This window comes from Actinomadura spongiicola, from assembly GCF_003432485.1.
GTDB lineage: Bacteria > Actinomycetota > Actinomycetes > Streptosporangiales > Streptosporangiaceae > Spirillospora > Spirillospora spongiicola.
Genome location: NZ_QVNQ01000008.1, coordinates 93,380 through 112,149 on the forward strand (window position 1 = coordinate 93,380; position 18,770 = coordinate 112,149).

Sequence of the window (18,770 nt, forward strand, 5' to 3'; positions counted from 1 at the left end):
CACTGACCGCTCGCCCGCTGCGCGGCGACCGGCCCGTTCGGTCACTGGATGAGCAAACCGCCCGCGAGGTACGGAATGCTGCCCACGACGAGCCCTCCAAAGATGGCCACGGCAATGGTCGTTCGCTGGTTCTTCGATATGAGCGGCGTGCCGAGGAACCCCACCAGACCGATCAGCGTCGCGAAGATCGCCGTTATCGGAGAGAGCAGGAGAGCGAGCACCGCACTCACTCCGAAGGAAAGCCAACGACCGTAGGCGACGGAGGGCGACATGACAGATGCTTTCCTGACGTGACCACGGAATCTCTGCGAGTTATTCGTAGTGTAGCGGCTCCGTACGGCCGCCCCATTCCGGCTCAGCTCCCGAGCCCGGACTGTCGTATCAGGCACCGGTGGGCAAGCGGGTCGCGGCCTCGGTCCATGGCTGCGGCTCGACCAGGTCGCCTTGGTCGGAGGCGTCCTCCTCGAACCAGCCCGTTCCCGCCAGCCAGGTCTCCAGCCACGCCTCCAGGCTGGCGGAGTCGAGGAACCAGCACTCGTCCCAAGACCCGCCACCGTAGGGGTTCGGTTCGAAGAGCAGGACCTGACCGGCCTCATTGAAGCAGTCAATACCCGCATACATGCCACAGCCCCACGTCAGGATCGGCACAACGCCTTCGGGCCATTCCGGGTACCGCACGCCAACGGACGCCTCACGCCGCTCGAGGTATTCACCGACAACGCTGGAGCCTGGGCCGAGCAGGGGCAGCAGCTGATAGTCGGGGCCGAAGCCGCCATCGGCGACCTCGCGATACAGGCGCACGAGAAGGGGATGCAGCGCGAAGCCCAGTTGCCTCTCCGCCTCCGCGATCCGCTCGTCGCTCACTCGGGTGGGGAGGCTGTCGCCGTCCGACGTGGCCCGCGCCGCAACGCGCTGCACGATGTCGTCGATGTCGGTCATGACCGCGATGTTGCCAGATCCTTCGGCCGCGCGAGGAGACCGACACCCGCACCGGGAGCGGCACTTCGGGCCGCAAGTATTGAATTATTCTGCCCCGCCCAAAATACAGGTTCTTCGTAGTCGCATCATTCTACGAAATCCTCGCACGCCAGGAGGCGGCAGCGGCCGCCCCTGCCGGGGCACCGGGCTGTCGCCGGACACCCGGTGCCCTGACCGAGCCCGCCACCCCATAATCCGAACATTTGGGACATGTACGCATCGCTTGAATGGTGGCCCGTCGATATCTGTGTTCGCCATGTTGGGGCCGTTACTCGGAACGATGTGATCGTTTTCGGGAGATGGAGTCCATTGAGGCGGAGGGCAGGTCCGGTGTGGGTGATTCTTGGTGGGCGCAAAGTTTGGACGTGCGCGATTTCATAGGGGGCGGTGTGTCCTGAATGTCGGCCCCGCGCGTTGGGGCACGCCCGGCGAACGGCCCGCTGGACGATTTCGTCCGGGCCGGTTCGCGTCCTCCAACGGAAAGGGCTGCGAGCGTGGGCGTGGAGCACGGCAACGGGACCGACAGCCGCACCGAGAACAGCGACAAGCCCGCCTCGTCCGAACGGCCGTACACGCCCCCACCCGACAATCCCGGCTCCCCCGGCCAGCCGTCCCGGTTAGAGAGCCGGGCGCGCGCCCGCGAAACACAACAGGACACCGGGGACCCGCCGGGCGGGGAACGCCACGACAAGCCCCAGACCACCAACGGGCAGCCACGCGAAAGCGGCAAGGACCGCGACTCCGGCACCAGCGAAGCCGGGACCGAGAGCGGACGGACCGAACAACCTGCCACCAGCCAATGGCCCCAACGCGACATGCCAGGCCAACCCGGGCAGCCATCCCGCCTGGAAAGCCTCGCCCGCGCCCGCGAAGCCCAACAACACCCGGCACACGACCGCCAAACCAACAGCGGCACCGAACCCACCACCGACCGCGAAGACCGGCCCGCCACATCACCGAACGGCGAAGCGGCCGGTCAACCCGAGACCCTCGGACAGAGCAACGACCAGGGCGAACCGCAGAAGGACGACGACACCTCCCACGACAGCCGCACCACCACCGGGCTACCCGACCACGAAGCACCAAGCGCCCGCACCACCGAGACCGACCGCCCCCAGGACCGGCTCCCCCGGCAGGACACTCCAGACCCCGCCGCCACCGAGCAGGACACCCCGGACGCAGACAACCCCCTGGGCGACAGCGGCGAAACCCGGCCCGAGCAGACCGGACAGGCCACCGACCAGACATCCCCAGGGCAGCCGGAGACCCACCCGGACACCACACCAGGCGACCCCCGACCCGGCGACCACACCACAGAACCGACACGCGACGCGGAACACACCCCACAAGCCCCGGACGGGACCACCGACAACACACCGGCCCCACCCGACAACCGGACCGGCGAACAGGAAACCGCCCCCGAGGACCAGACCACCGACCAGCCCACCGGACCACAAGAACCCCGCGCCGACAGCGACGGTCCCGGCGACGCCCCTCAACGTAAGCTGGGGGAAGAACTAGCTGAACTCACCGATAATAAGATCAACACCGAGATCGACAGTATCCTGGACAAGGTCAATCCTAAATTCGACTGTGCCAGGTCTGCATACTCCGAAAACTGTACCGGTGTTGTGCAGGCGAACGAGTTACAGCGGCGCGGCTCTGATGTAGAGGCCGGACCGCTGGAAAGGTCGCTACGGACGGACGAAGGCGGACAAGGAGGTCGGCCACTGACAGTTATTGAGCGAGCGTGGGGCGACAATTTTGTTCCTGGCTCCAAGGCGGACATCGAAGACGCGTTCAAAGAACCGGGATCACGGGGTATCGTCTATATCGGCTGGAACCGAGGTGGCGCGCATGTCTTCAACGTGGAGAACGTTGGAGGAAATGTACGTTTCGTCGACGGCCAGCCCACGCCTTCGGTGCCGGACGCCTCTCACTATTTTGCGTTGGGCACCAACACGCACTATCTAAGGCTTGACAACCTACCGACGCCGCCAAAGAGAGCGGTCGCACGCTTTCTAGAGCCCTGAATCCCATTAACTCACACCTTGGAGATAAGGCATGGCAGTGACCTACGAGCAAGCCCGCGAGACCGTCCGGGAGCGGTTCGAACCCGGATGGACGAACGGCACCTTCTGCCTGGACGATCGCATGATCGTCGAAAACGACGAGTTCTACGTGTTTAACATCGACGCATACGAATTTATCGTTGGCGGCGACGTTGCCTTCTCCACCGTGGGTGGAGTGACGATCGTATTCAAGGAAGACGGTCGGGTGGAGTCCCGACCATCGGTATTGATCGCAACTGATCCGTCCATCCGCAGCAGACCAAACCCAAGCCCTACACTTCGGTACTGACCAAAAACATCGTACACGTCCGGATGTAAGCCTTCAGCCCGTACCCGGATGCATTGAAGCTGGTCGAGCCACCACCGGCAATGGGAAGCATTAAGATCTTCTCCGCCCGCGAAAGGCAGGACGACGATCGACCCACGGTCGTTATCGCCACCGAGGACGACTACACACTGCACTTCTTCGCTCGGCGAGCAGACCTGGAAACTCGACCGCGCCAAAGGGTCAGGCGGGCGTGACCTGGCCGCCGTGTTCATTCGGATCGAATAGCTGCGAGCGTGGGCAACGTGGAGCAGGGCAGCGAGCCCGACACCCGCACGAGAGCGGCGACAAACCCGCCTCGTCCGAACGGGCCGTACGCGCCCCCCGCCCGACGATCCCCGATTCGCCCGGTCAGGCGTCCCGGCTGGAAAGCCGCAGGTCACGGTTACGGCCGACGGCGTTGCCCCGTCCCTGGCGATGAGCCCACCCGAACCAGGAGAGTGCCGCCAGCGTCGTCGCGTCATCCTACGAAATCCTCACCAGTGTGGTCTTATTCATCCAGCCGATCTTGTCAGCGGCGGCCTTGGTCGTCACGGCCAGATAGGTAATACCATCTCTTGGGTTGCGCCAAGTCGTGCAGTATGGACCAACTTCATCACCACTTTCCTTTTCCTTCAGTGAGCGCTCGCTGGAATCCGGGTTCTCGAAGACACGAGCCGACGACCTGACTACCTCCCACTGGCAGCCGCGTTTCAATTCTGTGGGCTGTGGGGGTACGGAAGGTTGGGCGACCGGGGCCGGCGCAGTCTTTTGAGGTTCCACCGGGGCTGCCGGTGCGGTGCGGGTTGGCGATGGAACGGGGGCCGCTGACGTAGGTCGCAGACTGGTGGACGCGTCAGGCGGACGGGGCTGGAAAGTGGGCTCCGGGTTGTGTTTGGGCTGAGCGACCGGCGCGGTCGCGGATGTCGGCGGCTCGGACACAGTATCTCTGAAGTGCAAACCGATCCATGCTCCGATGAGGATTGCTATGGCGAGGCCGCCAGCGGCGGGGACGGCCAACCGATGGTTCTTTATCTTGACCACCAGTTCGTTCTCGAAGCGGTGGCGATAGACCTTTGAACGAGCAGGCGGCTCGGCTGGCTCGTCGGACGATTGATTGGCCGCTTTCCGTTCGGCCAGGACCTCCTCAACGCGTTTGAGCAGGTCACGCCGAAGCCGACCGCGAACACTCTCATCCAGATCTAGAATTTTTTGGAGCATCGCCGACGGAACACCATTCTTGCGGCCTCCGTTCTCGTAAGCACTCCAGGTCTTGGCTTTAAATCCGGTCGCCTCCTCGAACTCCCTCAGAGTCAGACCGGTGGACTCCCTCACGTCCCTCAGGAGCTTTGCAATCTCCTCCGGAGAGGTCGGAGTCGTGTCAGCAGCCATGCATGTCTCCTTTTCTTGTCCCGCGCGCCCCACTCGGGACAAGACACACACGGGAAACCGCAGGTCACAGCGTTTTTTATCTCGTTCACATTTTGTGTGGCGGGACATTCCGCTCACTGCAACTCTTGAAGTCGTGGGCGTGAACCTCACGGCCACATAGTCTCCCAGAAGGGAATGCCATGGAGAACGTTTCCACCAATTCGTCCAACAACGGACGGGGCGTACACCGAGCTCTCTCCGGAGCCGTCGGTCTTCTGGTCAGTGGAGCGCTCCTGGGCGGAGCCGTCGACAGTGTCGCAGCGTCCCCCGTCCCGTCGCCGGGCGCGCAGATCAGCACCCATGCCGTCGCTGCCGCGTCCAGCACGGCGAAGGCGAAGTGTCCGCGCTGGAAGGTGAAGGGGACCAAGCGGGTGGAGGTGTTCGAGCAGCCCACGAAGATCAAGCACATCAAGCCCAGGAAGGTCTGGAAGCGTCCCGGCCACGTGGTCAAGTCGCCCTACTGCGCGCGCTGGACCTACTACAACAAGCGCGAGAAGAGGTGGTACACGGCGATCGCCGCTCCCAAGGCGGCCGACAACATCGGCTGGATCTGGTCCAGCAAGCTCCGCCGAGTCCGAGCGGCCTGATCCGCCGCCGTCTCGACAAGTCGTCGAAGGCACACGGAAGTCCCGATAAGGTCACCCGACCATCGGTGATCTCGAAGCGCAGGACAACACGGGCTCCGACCAGGGCTTCCTGGTCGGAGCCTTCTGCGCATGAGCAGGACAAACGTCGAGGCGGCATAGGCAAGCGGTAGCCCCTCAGCCAGAGGAATCGGCGATCCGACGAGAAACCTCCCAGTCCTGAACTCCCCCGCTTCAAACGATCTTTCAGGGCCATGCTGGACACCGAGGACGCCAGGAGGCGGCAGCGGCCGCCCCTGCCGGGGCACCGTGCTGTCGCCGGACACCCGGTGCCCGGACCGAGCCCGCCACCCCACAATCCGAACATTTGGGACATGTTCGCATCGCTTGAATGGTGGCCCGTCGATATCTGTGTTCGCCATGTTGGGGCCGTTACTCGGGACGATGTGATCGTTTTCGGGAGATGGAGTCCACTGAGGCGGAGGGCGGGTGCGGTGTGGGTGATCCTGAAGGGTGCAAAGTTTGGACGTGCACGATTTCATAGGGGGCGGTGTGTCCTTGGATGTCGGCCCCGCGCGTTGAGGGGCACGCCCGGCGAACGGTTTGCTGGACGATCCCGTCCGGGCCGGTTCGCGTCCCCCAACCGGAAGGGCTGCGAGCGTGGGCGTGGAGCACGGCAGCGGGACCGACACCCGTACTGAGAACAGCGACAAGCCGGCCTCGTCCGAACGGCCGTACACGCCCCCGGCCGACAATCCCGGCTCGCCCGAGCAGCCATCCCGGTTAGAGAGCCGGGCGCGCGCCCGCGAAGCGCAGCAGGACAACGGTGGCCCGCCGGGCGGGGAACGCCACGACAAGCCCCAGACCACCAATGGGCAGCCACGCGAGAGCGGCAAGGACCGCGACTCCGGCGGCGAAGGTGGGGGCGAACGGCCCGGCCCGCGCGACCAGCAGTACCGCGACATGCCGGGATCACCCGGGCAGCCGTCCCGGCTGGAAAGCCAAGCGCGAGCTCGTGAGGCCCAGCAGGACAACGGAACCCAGCGGGGCGAAACCAAGGACACCAGCGCCACCACCGGACGGGACCGCGACGACGAACCCGCCGACGCCCGGGCACCCGAAAGCGGCAAGGACCGCGACTCCGGCAACAGCGAAGCCGGGTCCGAGAGCGGACGGGCCGAACAGCCCGCCACCAGCGAATGGCCCAAACGCGACATGCCGGGATCACCCGAGCAGCCGTCCCGCCTGGAGAGCCTCGCCCGTGCCCGCGAAGCCCAACAACACGCGGCACAGGACCGCCAGACCGACGGCACCGAACCCGCCACCGACCGTGAGGACGGGCCCGCCACATCCCGGAACGGCGAAGCGGCCGGTAAACCCGAGACCCTCAGCCAGGACAACGACCAGAGCGAACCGCAGAAGGACGACGGCACCTCCGACGACAGCCGCACCGCCTCCGGCGAACGCGATCAGGAGGGACCAGCCGCCCGGACCACCGAGGCCGACCGCCCCCAAGACCGGAAACACCAGCCCCTCCCCCGGCAGGACGCCCCCGAACCCGCCACCACCGAGCAGGACACCCGGGACGCACGCGCCTCCCTGGGCGACAGCGGCGAAACCCCGCCCGAACAGACCGGACAGGCCACCGATCAGGCATCCCCAGGGCAGCCGGAGACCCGCCCGGACACCACACCAGGCGACCCCCGGCCGGGTGACCACACCACAGAGCCGACACGCGACGCCGAACACACCCCGCAGGCCCCGGACGGGGACACCGACCACACACCGTCCCCACCCGACAACCGGACCGGCGAACAGGCATCCGCTCCCGAGGGCCAGACCACCGACCAGCCCACCGGAGCGCAAGAACCCCGCGCCGAAAACGACGCCCAAGACAACGACCGTGGTAAGAAAGCCGAAGACGACAACACCGAGCCGGCGATCCAAGAGACTGAACACTCCGGCCAATCCGGTGAAACGACGAAATCTGGCAAAAAGTTAGCTTCCCATGAAGAAAAGTCGACAGAAATCGAGCCTAGCCGCTACAAGGAACGCATCACCATCCCTGTTGACAGCGACGGCAAGCCGATTCCATCGAGTCGCCATGAGGTTCACACCGATACGCCGGGACGCGGCGAGCTCCGCCGCCCCGAGGACGACCCCGCAGACCGCGACCCGCGCGAGCGAGACCCCGAGCGGCCGCGTAGTCCTAGGGACCTACGCCGGGAGATGATGGAGGCCGGCCCAACCTTCAAGAAGGACGTCAACGAGACCGCCAAGCCTGCGCTCGAACAATTCGATGCACGTCCCCCAAAGTCACAGCCATGCATTGGTCGTAACATTTCGGACCATATCAACAGCGTGGAACAGCCACTCAAGGCTGGCGACGCACTGGTCGGTATCATCGGCAGCGTCATCTTGGGGACGGAACTAGTTCGTCTAGGTTTCGGCTTGAGGAAACGATCTAGGAACAAGGAAGAATGACCATAAACGATAGGCAAGTCGAAGCCCTGCATGTTCAACTCGCGGGACGACCCGCAGAAGAGCACCTTCGGCTGTTCAACGCACTCGACGAGACCGATCACATCGGATACGCGGCGCTGCTCGCCGCCGGACTCTTCGAAGCGATCCAGCGGCGCTTTGTCAAAGACGGCAAAGTTGCGGATCGTTCTGAGGTCATCGACTTCATCGCTACGGTACGCGCAAGAAGTGAGTCTTCTCCGGACGAAGTAAACCCCGACGTGGCAGAGCGAATCATCCTGCATGCACTGGGCCAAGGTTCGCTTTCCGGGATAGATAGCAGCGCTATTACACGCCACCAAATCATCTTGTTGGCCGGTTTGGTGGCACAGGCCCGCTACAACGAAGCTGAACTCAATGCCTTCATGAGAAAGATTTGTGCGGACGCGGAAGAGATGCTTGAATAGTGGACTATTCAGCCGTCGAAATTCGCGAGAAAAATATCCTGGCGTTACGGGCGTTCCTCTTGGAGGGGCCGGTGACGTGGGCGTCCCTACAAAGCGAGATGCAAAAGGACGATGAGACGGCGGCAGGCTACATGTCGCTGCTCTATGGGGCATTTAACGTCGCGGTGCGCCGAAAATTCGCACCAGCCTACACCGTAGGCGACATCGTGCGTTTCGTAGCCGAGCTACGGATCAAGTCCGGCGAGGAGGCAGGTCTGATCAACCCGCTCGTGGCCGAGGACATGATCCGCCGTGCCATCGGCGCACCCCCGTTAAAAGACGGTGGCCCGGACGACGTGAGCCTCGCCCTTCATGCCGAGGTCTACGTCCTCCTCTACCTCATCACCGAAGCCGATCTCGGTCGAGCGGAGTTGGAGCAGTTTATTGATGAGGCTGTCGCGTACACCGAGGAGTGGCTGGTGGCGCGGCGGGCCGAGGCGTCTGCTGCGCCTTCCTCGGGGACGGTCTGAGAGCGGCGGCCTGGAGAGAGCGACCGGCCCCGGTGTCCGCCAAGGTTCACTGGATGCGTTCACTTGCGGCGAGTCAGGTTCTGGGAGGCCGGATAAAACCGACACGCCGCATATGAACGAACCTTGCCGTTCACGCACTAGCGAGGCGGGGGCGCAGTTGGGAGAGATCGGCCTGCTTGTCTGCATGTGGTTGTTCTGGACGGTTCGGCCGGTATGCGGTGAAGGATAGGGCGCGAACGCTTGAATTCGAATCCGGCATTTGCTGCTATTCGGTGATATTGGTGTCGGCCGAGTGGGCTTGAATCTATGGTGCTCGAATCGTGGACGTGCTGATTTTCGATCCCGCGCTTACATGTCGCGACTTTGACTGAGCGTGACCATATGATTGCTCGATAGTCGAAGGATCGCACAACGTTAGCGATCACCACGGGTCGTGTCCGACGCGATATCGGGAGGACGATCATGCCAAGCCCCTACCTCCGCCGCCGTCAGTTGGCAGTCGAGATCCGCAAACTCCGCGAAAGCCGTGGCCTCACCACCGACGCCCTGGCCAACCTGATGTACTACACCCGCTCGAAGATCTCCAGGCTGGAAAACGCCCAGGGACGCCCTGACGTGGCCGAGATCCTCAAGATCCTGGACCTCCTCGAAGTGACCGGCAACCAGTACGACAAGCTCTTCAAGCTAACCCGCGAGGCCGCAGAAAGGGGCTGGTGGGACCGGTACGGCATGTCGATGGGCTCCCGCCAGAAACTCTACGCGGACCTCGAGTACAGCGCCGACACTGTCCGCGAGTACAACCAGACCGTGATGCCTGCCGTCCTCCAGGCCCCCGAGTTCATATCCGCTCTCGTTGACCTAGATAGATGCCACGGAGAGCTCGACTACCTTCCAGAGCGCATGACCGAAGCGCGTATGCGACGGCAAAGCGAGCTACTTCGGCCAGGAGGCCCGTCCTACGAGACCGTCCTAGACGAGTGCGTGATTCATAGACTCTCCGTACCCCCGCGAGCGAAGATCGCCCAACTCCGGCACATGGTCGAAGTGGTTGCGGAGCACGAACGAATCACCGTCCGTGTACTTCGCTACGACGCCAGTGTCCCGGGAGGGTTCCTGCCGAAGTCAGCGTTCTACCTCTACACATTCGCAGAACCAGGCGACTCACCGATCGCAGTGATCGACACCGTCACCGTCGATCACGTCGTTACCCAGCGCGGTGAGGTGGGACGCTACGCGGGAATGTACGATCGTCTCCGTGAGGCGGCCCTGTCCCGGGAAGACAGCACGACCTTTCTCGATCAGGTAGCCAACAGGCTCTCCGACCAGACAGGATCGATGCCATGACCGAGAACTTTTCCTCCTGGCGCAAGTCACGTCACAGCGAACCGAACGGCGGATGCATTGAAGCTGGTCGAGCCAGCGACGGCACAATCGGAGTCCGAGACACCAAGCTCGATCACAGCCCCATCCTCGAGTTCTCCACCCCCGAGTGGGCACAACTCCTTGAACGTATCCGCCGTGACGCCTAAGCCAAGAAGGATCACGGACATGACCCAGATGTTCCACGGCTGGCGCAAGTCACGCCACAGCGAACCCAACGGCCACTGCATCGAGGTGGGCCGAGCAATCCACGGAACCATCGGAGTCCGCGACACCAAGCTTCACCACAGCCCCATCCTCGAGTTCTCACCGGCCGAATGGGCTCGTTTCCTCGAGCACATTCGTCGTGGCACCTGACAGGATTGGGTACGTGACGAAGACCTTCCACGGCTGGCGCAAGTCACGGCACAGCAACCCTGACGGCGGGTGCGTCGAGGTGGCCCGTAGCCACAGGGGCACCATCGGCATCCGCGATCACCCGGTCCGGTCGCACGTCCGCGCCGAACAGCCTGGACGCGACGGCCGCGATACGCGTTCGGGCCTCTGCGAACGTCGCGCCCGTCGCCATGGTGGCCGAGGTGCCGACGCACTGGAGGCCGGGCGCGTCGCAGGCGTCCCGCAGTCGCCGGACCAGCATCGCGACGTCCGCGCCCTGCCGTCCCCGGTAGGTGTGCAGCTCGTCCAGGATGAGGAGCCGCAGGCCCTGCGCGGCGCCGATGAGCTGCTGCCGCTCGACCGGGCGGGTCAGCAGGTACTCCAGCATCACGTAGTTGGTCAGCAGAATGTCCGGCTTGCGGCGCAGGATCCGGTCGCGTTCCTCCTCGCCCTCCTGGCCGGTGTAGCGGGCGAACGTCACGGGCCGGTCGTCGGCGGCCATGCCCCACGTCAGGTACTTCTCCAGCTCGTGGAGCTGGCTGTTGGCCAGGGCGTTCATGGGGTAGACGACGATCGCCTTGATCCGGCCGGGCTCCGGGTCGCGCAGGATGGAGTCGACGATGGGGACGATGTAAGTGAGGCTCTTGCCGGACCCGGTGCCGGTCGTCAGGACGTAGCTGTCACCTGACTTCGGGGCCTCGATCGCGTCCCGCTGGTGCCGGTGAAGGGTGAGCGTGCGGGCGCCGTCGTCGGCCTCGTGCTTCTTCGCGCGGAAGAAGCGTGCGCAGTGGGGGTGCAGCACGTCCCGCGCGACGAGCTCGGTGACGGTGCCGCCGGGCTCGAAGTTCGGGTTGAGCGACAGCCAGGGGTCGGGCCAGCGGACCTTGTCCTCCTGCTCGTCCCGCAGATGGTCGGCGATCTTCACGTCGCGGACCTGGACAAGGGAGGAGGTGAATTCCGAATAGTCCTTGATCAGCCGGTCGTGCACGCCGAAGACGTCCATCCCGCCCCTCCCGTTCACGGCTCCTCAAATGAGGCCCCGGAAAGCCGCCGGGTGACAAGCTTCCGGGAAACCGTGGCCGCCCGCGGGGCGGCCGTCAAACCAGTATGTCTCTTGATCTATCTGTTGATCGAGTTAACACGAATTGGCCCCAGGTGCGCCTCGGGAATGGGTGTTCGTGGTAGGAACTACGCGTGCCTTCGCCATTTGACTCCTCTTGTCCGCCACCGGGGTCTGAACGGGGTCGCCGGAAGCTTCAGGACCCTCGGTATCTGGTCTTTCTCATCTTTCCGGTGATGTTCGCCGTCATGGCGTTCTTCGTCGTGCGGGACGTCTTCTTCGGTGGCGGAACATCGTCGGGGCCGACGGCGAGGTTGGCGTGGTGGCTCGACAATGCCAAGGCGCCGCCGGCGCCGCACGATCCCCTGGCGTGGCCGTCCGGGGACGTGTTGGTGCTCGCCGCCGCGCGGCAGGTGGTCGGGTACGGCGTGATGGACGGGACGAAGCGCTGGGCCGTGGCGCTGCCCGGGGACCTGTGCGCCGCGTCCAAGCACATGGCGGGAGGACGGATCGCGGTGCTGCACGGCGGTGGGACGCTCAAGTGCGACCGCGTCCAGGTGATCGATGTCGTGCGCGGCACGGCGGTGTGGCAGCGGCCGCTGCCCGCGTGGGACTCCAGCGGTGACAAGGACACCCAGGTGGTCATCGCGGACGGGTTCGTCGCGGTGCAGCGGGAGGACGAGGGCATCAACGCGTTCCGGCTGCGTGACGGCAGGCCCGCCTGGCGGCACATCGGGCTGCTCGACGGCTGCCTGTACTCGGGGGTCGGCGGCGGTGCCGCGCTGGTCGCCGAGCTGAGGTGCCGGGGCGGCATGACCACCGCGATGCAGCTGCTCGGCGCGAAGGACGGCAGGCCGCGGTGGACCCGGCAGCTCGGTGAGGACACCGGGGTGGCGGGGATCTTCTCGACGGACCCCGTCGTCGTCGGCATCGGCGACGAGTACGGCGGGGAGGTTAAGGAGGTGATGATGCTGGACAAGACCGGCGCCCCGGTGGGGCGGGTGAAGTTGAGCCGCGACACCAGCCGTCACGTCCACTGCGCGGACGGGGAGGTCACGTGGTGCAACGGGCTCGTGCTCCACGGGACGACGGCGTACCTGCGCGTGTCGTCGGGGACGTTCAGCGGGCAGAAGGTCGTCGCCCACGACCTGGGCACGGGACGCCGCCTGTGGGAGAGCGACATCGAGGACGGGGCCGAGTTGGTCCCGGTGGCCTGGGAGGGCGGCCGGTTGATCGCGGCGCATCCGCCGATCCCGTCGCGCAGACGCGGCCATGCCGATGATCCCGGCACCGTGGTCGCCCTCGACCCGCGCACCGGGAGGTCGACGGAGCTGATGGCGATCCCCACGTCGATGACCGGGATCGAGGAGATGATCAGGCGGGAGGCCCGGTTGTACTGGGCGAACGGGCGCTTCATCCTGGTCCGGCAGGGCTCCAGGGCGGGCGCCGAGCCGGTGCTCGCCGCCTTCGAGCCGCCGAAGGAGAAGCCTGCCGGCAGGAAGTGAGCCGGCCGCCCCGTGGCGATCGCCGTCGAGGTGGCCGCCTCACTCTCGCCCACCCGGTTATTGGAATAGATGATTCCGTTCTGCTATAGTGAGAACAGAACGATCCGTTCCGATCAGGGGAGCATCATGACCGTCTCCAGCGAGATCCGCCCGTTCCGCATCGACGTCCCGGAAGCAGACCTGCGGGACCTCCGCGACCGTCTCGCCCGCACCCGGTGGGGCGCGGCCCTGCCCGGGGCGGCCTGGGAGCGTGGCGTTCCCGGCGACTACCTGCGCGAACTCGCCGAGTACTGGCGCACCACCTATGACTGGCGTGCCCAGGAGGCCGAGCTGAACCGGTACCCGCAGTTCACCACCGAGATCGACGGGCAGAACATCCACTTCATTCATGTCCGCTCCGCCGAACCCGACGCGCTGCCGCTGCTGCTGAACCACGGATGGCCCGGCTCGATCGTCGAGTTCCTCGACATGATCGGGCCCCTCACCGACCCGCGCGCCCACGGCGGCGACCCCGCCGACGCGTTCCACGTCGTCATCCCGTCCATGCCGGGGTTCGGTTTCTCCGGTCCGACCGGCGAGCCGGGCTGGAACACCGACCGTGTGGCCCGCGCGTTCGCCGAGCTGATGAGCCGCCTCGGGTACGACCGCTACGGGACGCAGGGCGGTGACATGGGCGCGTTCGTCGCGCCGGAGCTCGGCCGTATCGACGCCGAGCACGTCGTCGGCGTCCACGTGAACGCCGCCACCTTCGGTTTCATCCCGTTCGGGGACGTGTCCGACGAGGACAAGGCCGGCCTCGACGACCGTGAGCTCGCCCGCCTCGACCGGCTCGCGAACTGGCACCAGGACGGCAGCGCCTACTTCCAGATCCAGGCGACCCGGCCGCAGACCCTCGCGTACGGGCTCACCGACTCCCCCGTCGGCCAGCTCGCCTGGATCGTCGAGAAGTTCAAGGAGTGGACGTTCCCGTCCGCCGATCTTCCGGAGACCGCCATCGACCGCGACCGGATGCTCACCGACGTGATGCTGTACTGGCTCACCGACACCATCGGCTCGGCCGCGAACATGTACTACGAGAACCTGCACGGGGGCGGCTCGTGGAACACCGAGCCCCCGACCACCCCGACCGGTGTCGCCTGCTTCGCCGAGGACGTCGCGATCCGCCGGTACGCCGAGCAGGCCAACAAGATCGTCCACTGGTCCGACTTCGACGAGGGCGGCCACTTCGCCGCGATGGAACGTCCCGAGCTGCTCACCGGCGACGTCCGCGCCTTCTTCCGTTCGCTGCGCTGACCCACCTCTTTCGAGGCCGTCCGTCCCCAAGGGTCGGGCGGCCTCGTCCGGTGTCACGGGCGCGATAGGGTGCCGCGATGATCGGATTAGTGGGATTCGACGGGGCCGTCGAGGCGGGTGTCGCCGCGTTCTGCGCGGGGGCGGAGCCGCCCGGCGACCAGGAGGTGTGGCGGCGGCTGACGGGGGCCGGCGTCGAGCCGTGGCTCGCCGACCGACTGTTGGTCTTCTTGCCGATGGCGTACACGCGGCGGCTGCTGCCGAACGTGGCGTTCCACGACGTGCTGGTGACGCCGAGCGGACGGGTGGACCTGCGGGACGAGCCGGTGTTCCTGGCCGCGCTGGCCCGCGCGCAGCAGGCTGACCGCGGTGAGATCGAGCGGATCGCGTTGCGCAGCAGCGAGTTCAACGCGATCAACAACGCGTTGAACGCCGGGGAGAAGCTGGAGGAGCTGGTGCCCGGCGAGACCAGCGCGGCCACGGACCTGCGGCCGGTCGAGCCCGGCGACGGCGGGGTGCCCTCGCCGCGGGCGATCTTCAACGCCATGCTGGACGGTCACGACGTGCGCCTCGACGATGGCGCGCGGGCCGAGACGAAGCTGTTCGTCCACCCCGCACCGGACGGCATGGTGATGGTGCAGATCGACTTCGCCGTGGCGCATCCCGCGCTGGCCGCCCCGTGGCTGGTGGAGAGCCTCGCCGGGTTCGGCGCGACCTGGCGGGAGGCGATCGGCATGGCGGTGCGCAAGTTCGAGGGCGGCTCGTTGCATCCGATCATCGACGGGCTACTGCGTCCCGGCGCCGCCCCCGACCAGGTGGAGCGGTCGCGGCACGAGCACCCCGGCGGCATGTTCGAGCTGGTCCTGGGCCACCAGGTCAACACGTTCACCGACCAGACGGTCCCGTCGATCGAACCCCTTCTCGACCGGCTTCTGGACACGCTGCGGGCGGAGCCGCTCACCCGGAAGGTGCACGCGCTGCGCGTGTTCACCGCCTACCAGGACGGCCGGTTGCAGACGAACGAGGTGCTGTTGGACAGCCGGCCGTGGCCCGCCGGGGAGACCGTGGTCGCCGGCAGCCCGGCCCCGCTGCCCACCGGGATGGTCGGCACCCGGGTGTTCGGCCTCCTCGTCCCCGTCGACGGCCCGTAGCGGCACGGCGCCGCCGGCGCACCCGTCCTGCGGGAGAATCGGGGGATGCGGTTCGGGGTGTTGGGCCCGGTGGCGGTCTGGGTCGACGGGGCGGACGTGCCGGTGGGCGGGCCCACCGTGCGGGCGTTGCTGGCGATGCTGGTGCTGGAGGCGGGACGGGTCGTCACCCATGAGCGGCTCATCGACGGGCTGTACGGGGAGGAGCCGCCGAGCGGGGCCGCGAACGCGTTGCAGTCGCAGGTGTCACGGCTCCGGCGGGTCCTGCGGGACGCCGATCCGGGTGGACACGTGGTCGTGGAAGGGCTGCCCGCCGGGTACCGGATCCTCGTCGAAGCCGAGGAGGTCGACGTCCACCGGTTCGAGCGGCTCGCGATGGACGGACGGCGGGCGGCGGCCGAGGGGCGGCACGGCGCGGCGGGCGCGTTGTTCGAGGAGGCGCTCGGCCTGTGGCGGGGAGCGGCGCTGGCCGACGTGGCCGCGCCGTTCGCGCGGACCCGGGCGGTACGGCTGGAGGAGGAGCGCGCGGCGGTCGTGGAGGACCTCGCGGCGGCGCGGCTCGCGGACGGTGACGCGGGCGCGGTCGTCCCGTTGTTGCGGGAGCTGGTGGACGCGCAGCCGCTGCGGGAGCGGGCGCGGGCCCTGCTGATGCGGGCGTTGCACGGCGACGGACGGCAGGCGGAGGCGCTCGGGGTGTTCGAGGCGGGGCGGCGGTCGCTGGCCGAGGAGCTCGGCGCCGATCCGTCGCCGGAGCTCGCCGACGCGCACGTGGCGATCCTGCGCGGCGAGCCGGAGCGGACGGTCCGGGCGAACCTTCCGGCGCGGCTCACCAGCTTCGTCGGGCGGGAGGACGAGCTGCGGCGGGTCGGGAAGATGCTCGCGGACGGGCGGCTCGTCACGCTGCTCGGGCCGGGCGGGGCGGGGAAGACGCGGCTGGCGGTCGAGGCGGCGGAGCGGGCGGACGGCGAGGTCTGCTTCGTGGACCTGGCGCCCGTCGGCGGTGGGGAGGTGCCGAAGGCGCTGCTCGGGGCGCTCGGGTTGCGGGAGGGCCGGATGCGGCCGGTGCCCGGTGGTCCGCCCGACCCGGTGGAACGCCTGGTCACCGCGCTGGACGGGCGGCGGGCGCTGCTCGTCCTGGACAACTGCGAGCATGTCGTGGCGCCGGTGGCGGAACTCGCGCACCGGCTGCTGAGCGCGTGCCCGCGGCTGCGGGTGCTGGCGACCAGCCGGGAGGCGCTGGGCATCACCGGTGAGGCGCTGCTGCCCGTTCCGCCGCTGGAGCCGCCGCCCGAGGGCGTCCCGGCGGGCGAACTGGCGGCGTACCCGGCGGTACGGCTGTTCCTCGACCGGGCGGAGGCGGTGCGTCCGGGTTTCGCCGTCGCCGACGGGAACGCCGAGGCCGTCGCGGGCATCTGCCGGGCGCTCGACGGGCTGCCGCTGGCGGTCGAGCTGGCGGCCGCGCGGCTGCGGTCGCTGCCGGTCACGGAGGTCGCGACGCGGCTCGACGACCGGTTCCGGCTCCTGTCGCGCGGCGACCGGACGGCCGCGCCCCGCCACCGGACGCTGCGGGCCGTCGTCGAGTGGAGCTGGGACCTGCTGGACGAGGCGGAACGGACGCTGGCCCGGCGGCTGACGGTGTTCTCCGGCGGGTTCACGCTGGCGGCGGCGTCCGGCATCTGCGGGGTGGGCGACGCGGGCGAGCTCGTCGCCGGGCTGGCCGACAAGTCGCTGGTGCAGAGCGACGGGAACCGGTACCGGATGCTCGACACCATCCGCGCGTTCTGCGCGGAGCGGCTCGCCGAGGCGGGTGAGACGGAACGGTTCGAGCGGGCGCACGCCGCGTTCTTCCTCGAACTGGCGGAGCGCGCCGACCCGCATCTGCGCGGGTCGGCGCAGCTGGAATGGCTGGACCTGCTGGCCGCCGACCACGGGAACCTGCACGCGGCGCTGCGACGGTGCGTGCGGGCCGACCCGACGTCGGCGCTGCGGTTGACCGCCGCGCTGACCTGGTATTGGTGGCTGCGCGGACGTGTCGAGGGCGCGCCGCTGGCGGTCGAGCTGCTCGACGCGGTCGACGACCCGCCGGAGGGCCTGGAGGAGGAGTACGTCCTGTGCGTCACCTCGGCCGTGGCGGGCGGTGTGACCGGGGAGCGGGCGGTGGCGTGGCTCGACCGGGCCGAGGCGTTCCTGCGGCGGATCGAGCGTCCGCTCGCCCATCCGGTCGCCATCGTCCTGTGGGCCCTGACCGCCGGGCCCGGCCGCACCGACCTGGAGATCTTCGCCAAGCAGGTCGGGGACGATCCGTGGTCGCGGGCGCTGGTGCGGATGAGCGACGTGTTCATCGCCCAGGCGAACGGCGACGTCGCGGAGATGGAGCGGGCGGGCGCGCTGGCCCTGCGCGGCTTCCGGAAGTGCGGCGACCGCTGGGGCACGGCCAACTCGCTGGACCCGCTCGCCCAGGGGGCCGCGCGGCGCGGCGACCGCGGCCGGGCCCTGGCGCTGCTGGACGAGGCGGTGGCGCTCATGGAACGGCTCGGCGCGCTGGAGGACACCGCCGACCTGCTGTACCAGCGCGGCTTCGTGCGCATCCTCGACGGCGACCTGGACGCGGCGCGCGCCGAGTTCGAACGCGGCATCGACACGGCCCGCCGCGCCGGGACCCCCGACAAGGTCGCGGGCGGCTACCACGGGCTCGCTGAGGTGGCGCGGCTGCGCGGGGACGTCGCCGCGGCACGGCGGCTGTACGAGACGGCGCTGACCGGGTACACCTCCGAACGGTTCATCGCCGCGGCCGTCCGCGGTTCGGCGCTGGTCGGGCTCGGCTGGCTGGCGGCGGCGGACGGCGACCACGACCGGGCCCGCGCGCTGTTCTCCGAGGCCCTCGACATGTCCCTGGACCATCCGATCTTCATGTACCGGGCGAACGCGGGCGTCGGGCTGGCGGGCGTCGCGGTCGCCGAGGGCGACGGCGAGCGGGCGGCGACGCTGCTCGGCGCGTCGGCGGTGCTCCGGGCCGTCCAGGTCGCCGGGGACACCGACGCGGCGCGCGTGGCGGCCGGGGCGCGCGGCCTGCTCGGCGACACGGCGTACGAGGCGGCGTTCGGCCGGGGCGCCGCGCTGTCCCGCGAGGAGGCCCACACCCTACTCGCCGCTGGCTGACCGTCCGCTGACCACGCGGGGTCGGGGCCCGTCAGTAGACGGTGCGAG

At 67.7% G+C, this 18,770-nt stretch carries 17 protein-coding genes and 1 pseudogene; 14 read left to right on the forward strand and 4 right to left on the reverse strand.

Annotated features, from left to right (window positions below):
* Positions 1 to 41: 41 nt before the first annotated feature.
* Both D0T12_RS24625 and D0T12_RS24630 read right to left on the reverse strand, forming a co-directional pair.
* Entirely contained in the window at positions 42 to 272 is a 231-nt protein-coding gene (locus tag D0T12_RS24625; protein ID WP_117402062.1) for a hypothetical protein, read from the reverse strand.
* A 109-nt stretch (positions 273 to 381) separates the two neighbouring features.
* A complete protein-coding gene (locus D0T12_RS24630; RefSeq protein WP_117402063.1) occupies positions 382 to 939 on the reverse strand; it encodes an SMI1/KNR4 family protein in 558 nt (185 codons plus the stop codon).
* A gap of 533 nt (positions 940 to 1,472) precedes the next feature.
* On the opposite strand from D0T12_RS24630, the gene D0T12_RS24635 reads away from it, so the two are divergent.
* Both D0T12_RS24635 and D0T12_RS24640 read left to right on the forward strand, forming a co-directional pair.
* Positions 1,473 to 3,011 carry a toxin glutamine deamidase domain-containing protein gene (locus D0T12_RS24635; RefSeq protein ID WP_158581618.1) on the forward strand — a complete coding sequence of 513 codons (1,539 nt, stop codon included), beginning with the start codon at positions 1,473 to 1,475 and terminating at the stop codon, positions 3,009 to 3,011.
* Between the two features lie 31 nt (positions 3,012 to 3,042).
* Positions 3,043 to 3,339, forward strand: coding sequence for a hypothetical protein (locus tag D0T12_RS24640; protein WP_117402065.1), 297 nt, complete (start codon positions 3,043 to 3,045; stop codon positions 3,337 to 3,339).
* Positions 3,340 to 3,840: 501 nt separating this feature from the next.
* Here D0T12_RS24640 and D0T12_RS24645 read toward each other — a convergent pair.
* A complete protein-coding gene (locus tag D0T12_RS24645; protein WP_158581619.1) occupies positions 3,841 to 4,746 on the reverse strand; it encodes a helix-turn-helix domain-containing protein in 906 nt (301 codons plus the stop codon).
* 179 nt (positions 4,747 to 4,925) lie between these two features.
* On the opposite strand from D0T12_RS24645, the gene D0T12_RS24650 reads away from it, so the two are divergent.
* The 8 genes and pseudogenes from D0T12_RS24650 to D0T12_RS36720 form a co-directional block, all read left to right on the forward strand.
* Entirely contained in the window at positions 4,926 to 5,372 is a 447-nt protein-coding gene (locus tag D0T12_RS24650) for a hypothetical protein (protein ID WP_117402067.1), read from the forward strand.
* A gap of 657 nt (positions 5,373 to 6,029) precedes the next feature.
* Complete coding sequence (locus D0T12_RS34975; RefSeq protein ID WP_147339622.1) at positions 6,030 to 7,853, forward strand: hypothetical protein; 1,824 nt, start codon at positions 6,030 to 6,032, stop codon at positions 7,851 to 7,853.
* Positions 7,850 to 8,296 (forward strand): hypothetical protein, encoded by a 447-nt coding sequence (locus D0T12_RS24660; protein WP_117402069.1) that lies wholly within the window; start codon positions 7,850 to 7,852, stop codon positions 8,294 to 8,296. Before D0T12_RS34975 ends, D0T12_RS24660 begins: the two co-directional genes overlap by 4 nt.
* Positions 8,296 to 8,805: a hypothetical protein gene (locus tag D0T12_RS24665; protein ID WP_117402070.1), complete on the forward strand. Its 510-nt coding sequence runs from the start codon at positions 8,296 to 8,298 to the stop codon at positions 8,803 to 8,805. The genes D0T12_RS24660 and D0T12_RS24665 overlap by 1 nt, the downstream gene beginning before the upstream one ends.
* Positions 8,806 to 9,267: 462 nt before the next feature.
* Complete coding sequence (locus tag D0T12_RS24670; protein WP_117402071.1) at positions 9,268 to 10,149, forward strand: helix-turn-helix domain-containing protein; 882 nt, start codon at positions 9,268 to 9,270, stop codon at positions 10,147 to 10,149.
* On the forward strand, positions 10,146 to 10,334 hold the full coding sequence (locus tag D0T12_RS24675) for a DUF397 domain-containing protein (protein ID WP_117402072.1): 189 nt from the start codon (positions 10,146 to 10,148) through the stop codon (positions 10,332 to 10,334). The genes D0T12_RS24670 and D0T12_RS24675 overlap by 4 nt, the downstream gene beginning before the upstream one ends.
* Before the next feature lie 19 nt (positions 10,335 to 10,353).
* Entirely contained in the window at positions 10,354 to 10,542 is a 189-nt protein-coding gene (locus D0T12_RS24680; protein ID WP_117402073.1) for a DUF397 domain-containing protein, read from the forward strand.
* Positions 10,532 to 10,621 (forward strand): annotated as a pseudogene (locus D0T12_RS36720) (DUF397 domain-containing protein); the annotation flags it as partial. The gene D0T12_RS24680 and the pseudogene D0T12_RS36720, both read left to right, overlap by 11 nt.
* On the opposite strand, the gene D0T12_RS24685 reads toward D0T12_RS36720, so the two are convergent.
* Positions 10,586 to 11,563 carry a DEAD/DEAH box helicase gene (locus D0T12_RS24685; RefSeq protein ID WP_117402074.1) on the reverse strand — a complete coding sequence of 326 codons (978 nt, stop codon included), beginning with the start codon at positions 11,561 to 11,563 and terminating at the stop codon, positions 10,586 to 10,588. The pseudogene D0T12_RS36720 and the gene D0T12_RS24685 overlap by 36 nt on opposite strands.
* 293 nt (positions 11,564 to 11,856) lie before the next feature.
* On the opposite strand from D0T12_RS24685, the gene D0T12_RS24690 reads away from it, so the two are divergent.
* The 4 genes from D0T12_RS24690 to D0T12_RS24705 all read left to right on the forward strand — a co-directional run bounded on the left by D0T12_RS24690 (position 11,857) and on the right by D0T12_RS24705 (position 18,722).
* The gene (locus D0T12_RS24690; protein WP_117402075.1) at positions 11,857 to 13,125 is read left to right on the forward strand and encodes an outer membrane protein assembly factor BamB family protein; all 1,269 of its coding nucleotides are present in this window, start codon (positions 11,857 to 11,859) and stop codon (positions 13,123 to 13,125) included.
* 126 nt (positions 13,126 to 13,251) lie between these two features.
* Positions 13,252 to 14,418, forward strand: coding sequence for an epoxide hydrolase family protein (locus D0T12_RS24695; RefSeq protein WP_117402076.1), 1,167 nt, complete (start codon positions 13,252 to 13,254; stop codon positions 14,416 to 14,418).
* A 77-nt stretch (positions 14,419 to 14,495) separates the two neighbouring features.
* Entirely contained in the window at positions 14,496 to 15,566 is a 1,071-nt protein-coding gene (locus D0T12_RS24700; RefSeq protein ID WP_117402077.1) for a DUF6348 family protein, read from the forward strand.
* A 45-nt stretch (positions 15,567 to 15,611) separates the two neighbouring features.
* Positions 15,612 to 18,722, forward strand: coding sequence for a BTAD domain-containing putative transcriptional regulator (locus D0T12_RS24705; RefSeq protein WP_199487679.1), 3,111 nt, complete (start codon positions 15,612 to 15,614; stop codon positions 18,720 to 18,722).
* Positions 18,723 to 18,770: the final 48 nt, after the last annotated feature.